Source organism: Chloroflexota bacterium (genome assembly GCA_035652535.1).
Classification (GTDB): Bacteria; Chloroflexota; UBA6077; order UBA6077; family SHYK01; genus DASRDP01.
In genome coordinates this window covers 1-8,124 of the sequence record DASRDP010000012.1, presented here as the reverse complement: position 1 = coordinate 8,124, position 8,124 = coordinate 1, and the positions used below count along the sequence as shown (strand labels likewise).

The 8,124-nt window shown below is 66.1% G+C and carries 10 protein-coding genes and 4 tRNA genes; 8 read left to right on the top strand and 6 right to left on the bottom strand.

Annotated elements, in window-relative coordinates; translation table 11 throughout:
- Nucleotides 1-261 precede the first annotated feature (261 nt).
- Nucleotides 262-816: a methylated-DNA--[protein]-cysteine S-methyltransferase gene (locus VFC51_02040; protein HZT05782.1), complete on the bottom strand. Its 555-nt coding sequence runs from the start codon at nt 814-816 to the stop codon at nt 262-264.
- 242 nt (nt 817-1,058) lie between these two features.
- Between VFC51_02040 and VFC51_02035 the strand changes: the two genes are divergently transcribed.
- Nucleotides 1,059-1,274 carry a hypothetical protein gene (locus tag VFC51_02035; protein HZT05781.1) on the top strand — a complete coding sequence of 72 codons (216 nt, stop codon included), beginning with the start codon at nt 1,059-1,061 and terminating at the stop codon, nt 1,272-1,274.
- A gap of 53 nt (nt 1,275-1,327) precedes the next feature.
- Nucleotides 1,328-1,504, top strand: a complete 177-nt coding sequence (locus VFC51_02030) for a hypothetical protein (protein ID HZT05780.1) — start codon at nt 1,328-1,330, stop codon at nt 1,502-1,504.
- Between the two features lie 178 nt (nt 1,505-1,682).
- On the opposite strand, the gene VFC51_02025 is transcribed toward VFC51_02030, so the two are convergent.
- Complete coding sequence (locus tag VFC51_02025) at nt 1,683-1,892, bottom strand: rhodanese-like domain-containing protein (GenBank protein ID HZT05779.1); 210 nt, start codon at nt 1,890-1,892, stop codon at nt 1,683-1,685.
- Nucleotides 1,893-2,054: 162 nt separating this feature from the next.
- Nucleotides 2,055-2,639: a hypothetical protein gene (locus VFC51_02020; GenBank protein HZT05778.1), complete on the bottom strand. Its 585-nt coding sequence runs from the start codon at nt 2,637-2,639 to the stop codon at nt 2,055-2,057.
- 678 nt (nt 2,640-3,317) lie between these two features.
- Between VFC51_02020 and VFC51_02015 the strand changes: the two genes are divergently transcribed.
- Nucleotides 3,318-3,497 (top strand): hypothetical protein, encoded by a 180-nt coding sequence (locus VFC51_02015; GenBank protein HZT05777.1) that lies wholly within the window; start codon nt 3,318-3,320, stop codon nt 3,495-3,497.
- A 70-nt stretch (nt 3,498-3,567) separates the two neighbouring features.
- Here VFC51_02015 and VFC51_02010 read toward each other — a convergent pair.
- Nucleotides 3,568-3,641 (bottom strand) — tRNA-Arg (locus VFC51_02010).
- A 52-nt stretch (nt 3,642-3,693) separates the two neighbouring features.
- Nucleotides 3,694-3,769, bottom strand: a tRNA-His gene (locus tag VFC51_02005).
- 177 nt (nt 3,770-3,946) lie between these two features.
- Here VFC51_02005 and VFC51_02000 point away from each other — a divergent pair.
- From VFC51_02000 to VFC51_01985, 4 genes are all read left to right on the top strand, one after another.
- Nucleotides 3,947-4,660 carry a rhomboid family intramembrane serine protease gene (locus VFC51_02000; GenBank protein ID HZT05776.1) on the top strand — a complete coding sequence of 238 codons (714 nt, stop codon included), beginning with the start codon at nt 3,947-3,949 and terminating at the stop codon, nt 4,658-4,660.
- A 50-nt stretch (nt 4,661-4,710) separates the two neighbouring features.
- The gene (locus tag VFC51_01995; protein ID HZT05775.1) at nt 4,711-5,562 is read left to right on the top strand and encodes a DNA-formamidopyrimidine glycosylase family protein; all 852 of its coding nucleotides are present in this window, start codon (nt 4,711-4,713) and stop codon (nt 5,560-5,562) included.
- Nucleotides 5,563-5,711: 149 nt separating this feature from the next.
- Nucleotides 5,712-5,798, top strand: a tRNA-Ser gene (locus tag VFC51_01990).
- Nucleotides 5,799-5,850: 52 nt separating this feature from the next.
- Nucleotides 5,851-5,942: transfer RNA gene (locus VFC51_01985), tRNA-Ser, on the top strand.
- Nucleotides 5,943-6,238: 296 nt separating this feature from the next.
- On the opposite strand, the gene VFC51_01980 is transcribed toward VFC51_01985, so the two are convergent.
- Nucleotides 6,239-7,168 (bottom strand): restriction endonuclease, encoded by a 930-nt coding sequence (locus VFC51_01980; protein HZT05774.1) that lies wholly within the window; start codon nt 7,166-7,168, stop codon nt 6,239-6,241.
- Nucleotides 7,169-7,772: 604 nt separating this feature from the next.
- On the opposite strand from VFC51_01980, the gene VFC51_01975 reads away from it, so the two are divergent.
- On the top strand, nt 7,773-8,124 hold a 352-nt coding region (locus tag VFC51_01975), incomplete at its 3' end, for a hypothetical protein (GenBank protein ID HZT05773.1).

Here is an 8,124-nt window from a genome sequence, read left to right as displayed (position 1 = left end):
GACTTCACACTCACGCGCGGCGTGACGGGGCAGGAGGTCCCCCCCAGCCCCCCCGCGTGCGGCATGGGTGGCGTGCATTCCCCCTCTCCCCCGCGTGCGGCATGGGTGGCGTGCATTCCCCCTCTCCCCCGCGTCCGGCATGGGTGGCGTGCATTCCCCCTCTCCCCCGCACACGGGGGAGAGGGAGGGGTGAGGGGGATCCTGGCCCTCGCCAGATACGCCCTTCGACCGGCTCGGGGCGAGCGGTCTCGTAGCGCCCGACTAAACGCCGGCCCCCGCCAGCGCCGGCTCCATCGTTGCAGACGTCGCGACCGAGCGCTCGGCGGCCACCACGCGCTGCTCCAGATCCAGAAGCCAGCGCTTCCGGTCGAGTCCACCGCCGTAGCCGGTGAGTGCGCCTCCCGCGCCGACGACGCGGTGGCACGGTACGATGATCGCGATGGGGTTTCGCCCGTTGGCCAAGCCGACCGCGCGGACCGCCGCCGGCTGGCCGATTTGCGCCGCGATCTGGCCGTAGGTAGCCGTCTCGCCGTAGCGAATCTGCTGGAGCGCGCGCCAGACGCGCATCTGAAATGGTGTCCCGCTCAGCGCAATGGGTAGCGCGAAGCGCGTTAGCTGGCCGGCAAAATAGGCGTCGAGCTGGGCCACCGCCTCGCCGAAGGCGTCGTCCGCCCGTATCCACAACGGGTCGACGGATGTTCGGCGGCCGTGATCTTCCGGCAAGAGCAGCCCCGTGATGTGGCTTCGGTCTCCGGTCAGGATCAGCTGTCCAATCGGAGACTCCATCGTCGTGTAGAGGGTCACAGAATGCGGCATCTCTTCCCCTTCTTCCTCTCAGCCAGCGCGCCTTTCGCATGCTGGCTGACCTCCGGATGATAACAAGGGCAGGCGACGAATGGTGTGCGGGCGCGAAATTCGCGCAGAATCGTAGCCGGAAGGCTGGCGAATGGCCCTATACTGACGCGCGCACGCAAAAGGCTCGCGCCCGTACCCGGTACGCTGACGCCGTACGAGCGGCGCCACCGATCGATGCGCGGGTCGGCTTGAGGACGGAGCCGGTGATCTGGGAATACAAGACGTTTACCGCGCGGGGCGGCATGGCGCTTCCGGATATGCAGCTGAACGACTTTGGGCGTCAGCGCTGGGAGCTGGTCGCCTTCGTCCGCACGCCGGACGATCGACTCATCTACATCTTCAAACGGGAGAAGCTCGCGCCGCCCGAGCCGCTGGTCGTCCCGAACCCGCAGCCACCTGGGCAAGGGCCGTCACCATGAACCCGGCATCTCCGACGGTCGCGGAGATCGTCGTCCGCGCGAGCAAGCCCTAAGTGGCGCACCGCGAATCCTTCACGCCCGTGATCTGGGAGTTCAACGTCGTGTTCGCGGAATTCGAGCCGCTGGACGACCGTCGTATGAACGAGCTGGGCGAGCAGCGCTGGGAGCTGCTGAGCGTCGTCACGCTGCCCAAGGACCGGTACGTGTATACGTTCCGCCGGCCGCGATAGGCGGAGACGCGGCGCAGTCGGACAGGTCGCCAAGGGGTCGCGGCACCCGAGCCCGACTCGCCCATGTCCGCCCGTAGCCGAGATCTGGGCATTGCACGGCGGCCCAAATCGGGCGTGTCGCATCATCAGCGACGATGACGACCGGCGCGCGACGCACCGCGAGAAAGTTCTCGCGCTGCTATGCGAATTGGCCGGTCGGGATGGGAATCGGCCCCGGGATGTGGCCGGCGCGATACTCCGCCGGGAGGCGGACGTCGACCGCGTAGTGCGGTCCGCCCGAAGCGCGCAGCTCCTCCAGCTCGGCGAGGGAGATGGAGCGCACACGCGCTCGTTCCGATAGCTCTCGCGTGGCCGACGCAACCCAGTCGGGGACGGATTGCGTGGACACGGGTCGCCCGCGGCTAGCGCCCGTTTCCAGCTCGTACCCCGCGAGCCGCCAGCCTGCCGAGATCGCGATACGCGCCTTCTATCGCATCGATGATGGCGCCCGAGCGCAGCGCACCGGAATCCAGCGCCATCTGGACGTTCTCATTCGAGATGAGCAGCGTCATCAGCGACCGGTGGGAACCGATTCCTCCATGAAGGGCCGCGCCGTGTTCCCGTCCTTCAGGTAGCGGTGGCGCCACAGGGTGGCGACCTTCTGGCTCTCGACGCGTACGACGACGGACCGATCGGCGACGTTGGTCGTGGTGTGGATCTCGCCGGGCAGGAAATACGCGACGTCGCCCGGATGCTGGACGAACGATTCTTTCGCCACGAGCCGCGGCTTGCGCACGCCATCGCTGTAGTCCCAGGCCCATCGGACCTGCTCGATGGCCCCCTCGTACGTCCCGTACGCCACCCAGCCGGCGCCGTGATCGTGGGGCGCATTCGTCTGGCCGGGCTTCTGCGTGCTGCAGGTGATGTGGAATCCTGCGCCGGGGTGGCCGTAGGTGGCGTCCGTGTAGACGCCACCGGGCAGCGAGTCGTACCCGCCCTTGTCGATCATCTCCTGGACCCAGCCGCCGACCTTGAGCAGGCGCTCGAGGACCTCGGCGACGGCGTTGGCCCGGCCCACCAGATCCGGATGGGAAGCAAATGCCTGCTGCAGGTCTTTCACAAACTCGTCCAGCGTGTACACCGCGACCGCGCTCATGGTTTTCTCCTCACTGCGACTTGCCGTGATGGCTCGGCCATTCCATCCTGCGGATTCTGCCCAATCTTGTACTCTTTCCTGAGGCGAAGATCAACACCACCGTTTGTGCGGAGGGATCCGGTGGCCCGCATCAGGCTCGCCGTCAACTCCTACGACCGCCACAGTCCGCTCCTCGAGGGCCTCGCGGCGGTTTCCGGACTCGACTTCGAGGTGCTCGAGGCGGCCTAGTCGCAGCAGGGACGACATGAGGTTCCTACGCCACGGAGTACTCGCCACTCGTGAACGCACAGGGAACTCCCGGCTCGGCGTTCGGTGCGCGCTATTGGCTGTTGACACACATTCGCCGAGCACATTTGGGTCTGATCTGCTGCTCAAGGGCCAAGTGTGCCAGTGAGGTGTACCACAACAGTGCGGGTCGGATGAATTGTACTTGCATCGGTGCAATTTCTGGGCAGACTTCGCGCAAGCTGCAAATCGGCGACAAGGCATCATTGAATCTCTCAACCGTGCGGTTCACCCGTCGGCGCACTCCTCTGAGGCGGCAGGGGAGCCAACTATTCCAAAGGTCAATGAGAATGCACTGAAGTTTTGCATGGCGTGTTTCCAAGTGAGGCTGCCAACGGAGTAGCGCTGATTGTGCGAAGCACGGCAAGAGCGAGACGGGAACTTCGTGGTCTCGTGACCATCCTCGATCTTCGGGCGGGCGAGGAGGAGTTCGAGCGCGCGGTCGCGCTGATCAACGCAGCGCGCGACAGCAGAACAGACTACGACGCCGAAGTCCCCTCGGACTCGCAGTGGGATGCGGTGCTCGAAATGGACGGCCTGTTGTGGGGCGCTCCGGGCGATAGCCCTCGCTGAGAATGGCACGACTTTTGGCATGACGTAGATCAAGAAGCTGGAAGATAGCGGGCATAGGCGCAAGATAGGGCGCGCCCGGAGGGATTCGAACCCCCGACACCTGGTTCCGAAGACCAGTGCTCTATTCCGCTGAGCTACGGGCGCATCTGGCGGGGCGCGTGGCCTGAGCACCGCCGAAGGAGGAAAACCGGACGGTTGGGGTGAACGGTGGGATTCGAACCCACGATCTCCAGGGCCACAACCTGGCGCCTTAACCGCTAGGCCACGCTCACCATGTGTCGACAGGCGTCGAGCAGCCACTATTATACGGCGAAGCTCTGAGGCCCTGAAGGGCGGGCCGGCCGGGGACCGGGGACCGGGGCCGCCGCCCTGAGGGAAGGCCGGCCGGGGATCGGGGATTCGGGCCGCCGCCCTGAAGGGCGGACCCGTGGCGGGAGGAGGTCGGACTCGTGAGGCAGTGGATCGACCAGATCCCGCGGGCGACCTTCATCTCGTGGGTGATCGTCCTCACCAATGTGGCCGTGTGGCTCGCCATGGAAGCGGCCGGCGGCTCCACCAACGCGCGGGTGCTGCTCCGGTTCGGCGTGAAGGTCAACGCGCTCGTCGCTGAGGGCCAATACTGGCGCCTTTTCACGGCCATGTTCCTGCACATCGGGCTCACGCACCTCGTCTTCAACATGATCGGGGTGCTCAGCTACGGTCGGATCACCGAGATGATCTTCGGGCACGCGCGCTTCGCGGCCATCTATGTGGTGGGCGGGCTCGCGGGCTCGATGTTCAGCTATCTCTTTGGGCGCTATCCGAGCGCGGGCGCCAGCGGCGCGATCGTCGGCGTGGCGGGCGCGCTGGCGATGTTCTACGCGCTCCACCGCCGAGCGTTTCCCGTGGCTCAGGGCCAGCTGGTGGGGCTCGTCGTCGTGCTCTTCGGGATCATCGGATACGGGCTGGTGCAGCCGGGCATCGATAACTGGGGCCACCTGGGCGGGCTGGTGGGTGGGCTCGTGATGGGCGCAGCCCTTGCGCCGAGGCTCGTCGTCGTGACCGGGCCGGAGGGCGCGCCGACTCGGATCGAAAGGCGCCCCTCGCCGGCGCAGACCTGGCTGGCCGTGCCCGCCGCGCTGGCCATCATCGCGATCATTGTGGCCGCGAAGACGGGCGGTTAGCGCCGGCAGCGCGAGGGGAGATAGACTCGCGTAAGGCACGGAGGATCACGATGCCCGAGCTTCCGGAGATCGAGGCGCTTCGCGAAGCCTTGGCCGCGAGCGCGTCCGGGCGGGAGATCGCCTCGACGCGCGTCCGCCAGTTCGCGCTGGTCAAGACCTTTGATCCAGCGGTCGAGGCGATGGCCGGGCGGAGGCTCGGTGCGGTCGGGCGGCACGGGAAGCACCTGCTGATCGACGTGGGCGGCGACTGGACCCTCGCGATCCACCTTGGCATCGGTGGACGGCTTGTCTTCCGCAGCGCGGGGCAGAAGCCCGGTCGGACGGCGTCCCTCGAGATCGGGTTCGTAGACGGCGGAGCCCTCGACGTGGTCGAGCAGGGCACGAAGAAGCGCTCGTCGGTGCACCTGCTTCGCAGGACCGAGGTCGGTGCGCATCTGGCGAGCCTGGGGGTGGACGCCCTCTCGCCGGACCTCACCGTCGAGCGCCTGGCTGAGTTGCTCCGCGCCGACCGGGTGCAGATCAAGGGGTTCCTCACGGACCAGCGTCGGATCGCCGGGATCGGCAACGCGTACTCCGACGAGATCCTCTGGGAGGCGCGGATCGCACCGCTCCGGCTCAGCACCGCGCTGGACGAGGGCGACGTCGAGCGGCTGCACGACGCTATCGGAAGCGTGCTGAGACGGGCGCTGGAGGCCGCGCGGGGTGGGAACTACCTGCTCGTCGCGCGCGGCGACAAGCGGGGCGCCTTCATGGTGCATCGACGCGAGGGCGAGCCGTGCCCGCACTGCGGCGACCGCATCGCGTCCATTCACTTCGCCGAGAGCTCGCTGCAGTACTGCGCGACGTGCCAGGCGGAAGGGCGGCGGTACGCCGATCGGCGCCTCTCCCGCCTGCTGCGCTAGGCACGGCGCGGCCGTCCGTGGCTCGCCCGCGCCCCGCGTTCAGGAACGCTCTGGCGCACCGTGCCCGCCCGACGCGCCGCGAAAATCGGCCGAGAAAATCCGTGCTGGAGGCTTCAGCGGCCGAATTGGGCCTTGGTATACTCAGCCGTGGAGGGATGGCCGAGCGGTTTATGGCGGCTGTCTTGAAAACAGCTGGGTGCTGAGCCCCGGGGGTTCGAATCCCTCTCCCTCCGCCACGGTAGCGACGCGGGAGAGGGAGCGGCGCGAGGCCGCGACAAGTGAATACGTGGAGGAGTCGCATAGTGGTCTAGTGCGGCCGCCTGCTAAGCGGTTAGCTGGGGAAACCTGGCTCCAGGGTTCGAATCCCTGCTCCTCCGCCATACGTTTGGGACCTCCCTCTTGACTGCGGGGGGTGGGTTACTTTCTGTTGCAGTGTCCCTCAACCTGCTCGCGCGATCTTGCGCCTCGCGACGACGTGCTCAGTGGCTGCCCAAACCGGGGAATGGCTCCGAAACTCAGACACTGACGGCTGCAACCACGGGGGAGGATCGTCGCTCTTCGACAGCCAACGGCCACCAAACTTTTGAAGACTTGGAATGTCCGGGCGCCCGTCTTCGTGGCCATCTCCGGCGCGGCCTCAAGGTCCGCAAAGCTCACTCGTGCTTGCCGACACGTCCTAGACGTCCGCGAAGAACTCCGGGTTTACCTGTTTCACTGCCAATGTCTTCACGACCGTCACGCCTACCCCATGATCGACCATGTACGCCGCAAGCTGCTCGCCCGAAATCAGCACAATGCGCCCGCCAAAGCCTCTTGCATATTCCAGGGCATCGGTGGTGAATTTGGACGTTGTCACCATCACACCCTTCTGCACCTGTCGGCCAGCCAGGCTCCCGACAAATGCCTGAACCTGGGGGCGGCCGACTGTCCCGTCCCACTGCTTCGCTTGGATGTAAACAGCATCAAGTCCGAGCGGGTCCTGTTTGATTACGCCATCAATCCCGCCGTCACCGGACCTCCCGATTACCTGTGCGGCATCCAATCGGGATCCTCCATAGCCCATCGCGACAAGCACATCAACCACGACCTGTTCGAAGCGCCGCCAGCTGCAAGCCCTAATCTGGCCTAGGACATCTCCCACTAAAGCCGCCCGCAGTTCCTCGTAGGCCTCGTCCAAGACCTCGTCTGGCGTCTTCGTTGAGGCTGCCGGCCCTTGCAGCTGTCCGTCGGCCAGCGCTGAATTCCCGCGAGCCTGCTTACTCGTGCGCTTTGAGAACTCGACGAAGCTGGCGTAGCGCATAAGATCGCTCTTCGTGAGGGCCCGCGGTCCCGTTGCCAGCAGCGCCTGACCGCTCCTGGTGATGCAAAAAGTCCCCCGACTGGGCATGCCAAGGAGCCCCGCCTTGCCGAGATACGTCCGCGCCCAATAGACCCGATTGTCGAAGGTTCGCTGAGTCCCGCTGGGCAGCAATTCTGCACGGTCCTCCTCGCTAAGCGCGTACATCGCCGCGATTTCGTCCCGGGCATCGCGGACCTTATGCTCCAGCCCGTCGCTTGCGATCTTGAGAAGAGGCAACAGGAACGTCTGGTAGTCAGGAACAGGCATATGCACTCCGTTCGCGCACCATCATCTTCGGGTGCGGTCATGACGGGTGAATCGCTTGTGGGACCGCAGCGGCGCCCGCTGGCACGTGCCACCGCGCAGTTATACCCGGCCGCTTTCTGCTGTGGGAGCAGCTTGGCAAGCATTGGCGTGCAACGGTCGCGCCGTTAACGGGAGCAGGTCGACACAGCCAACCACCTGCGCGGGCTCCTCGGTCCCGTGCGAGCACGCCGGCCGACTTTTGCGGCGGCCGAGGGCCGGCTACATCGCGACGGATGAACTCGCTTGCCGGTCACTGTGGCGGCTCTACGGAACGTTCATCGGAGCGAACGCAGCATGTCCCGCTGAGCTGCCGTCCAGGCCTACTAGAGCAACCTGCTAGAGCCCGGAAGTTCCCTCAGGCCTTCGGGCGAGCTCTGTGTCAGTCGGGGGACCAGTTCGTGCTGGCGTACGCGAGATTAACCGCTGCCCCCTTCCCCGTAACCGCTGCTCTACACCGATTAACGCGGGCGTTCGCTCCTCTCGGAAAGAGTGAAAGGGCGGGAGGGACGCACCTCGATAGGCGCGTCCGAATCTCACCCGCGGACTCGGCGAAAGGAGCCACCAGATGGCCGAGCATCACTACGTCGATCGGACGGAAACGGAGAGCGGTGTCGCCACCGGCATGGTGCTGGCGATCATCGTGATCCTCTTACTCGGGATCGTGGCGCTCTTCCTGTTCTTCGGGGGCCCGGGCCGGTTCGTCAGCACCACGCCCGCGCCGCCCAACAACACGAACATCAACGTCCCGCCGCCCCAGTCGCAGCCGGCGCCAAACATCAACGTGCCGCCGCCGGTCGTGAACCCGCCGAGCAATCAGGGCGCCAACCCGAACACGCAGCCCTCGAACCCCGGCACGAGCCCCGGGAACACCAACCCGGCGCCCTCGAACCCCGGCACGAGCCCCGGGAACACCAACC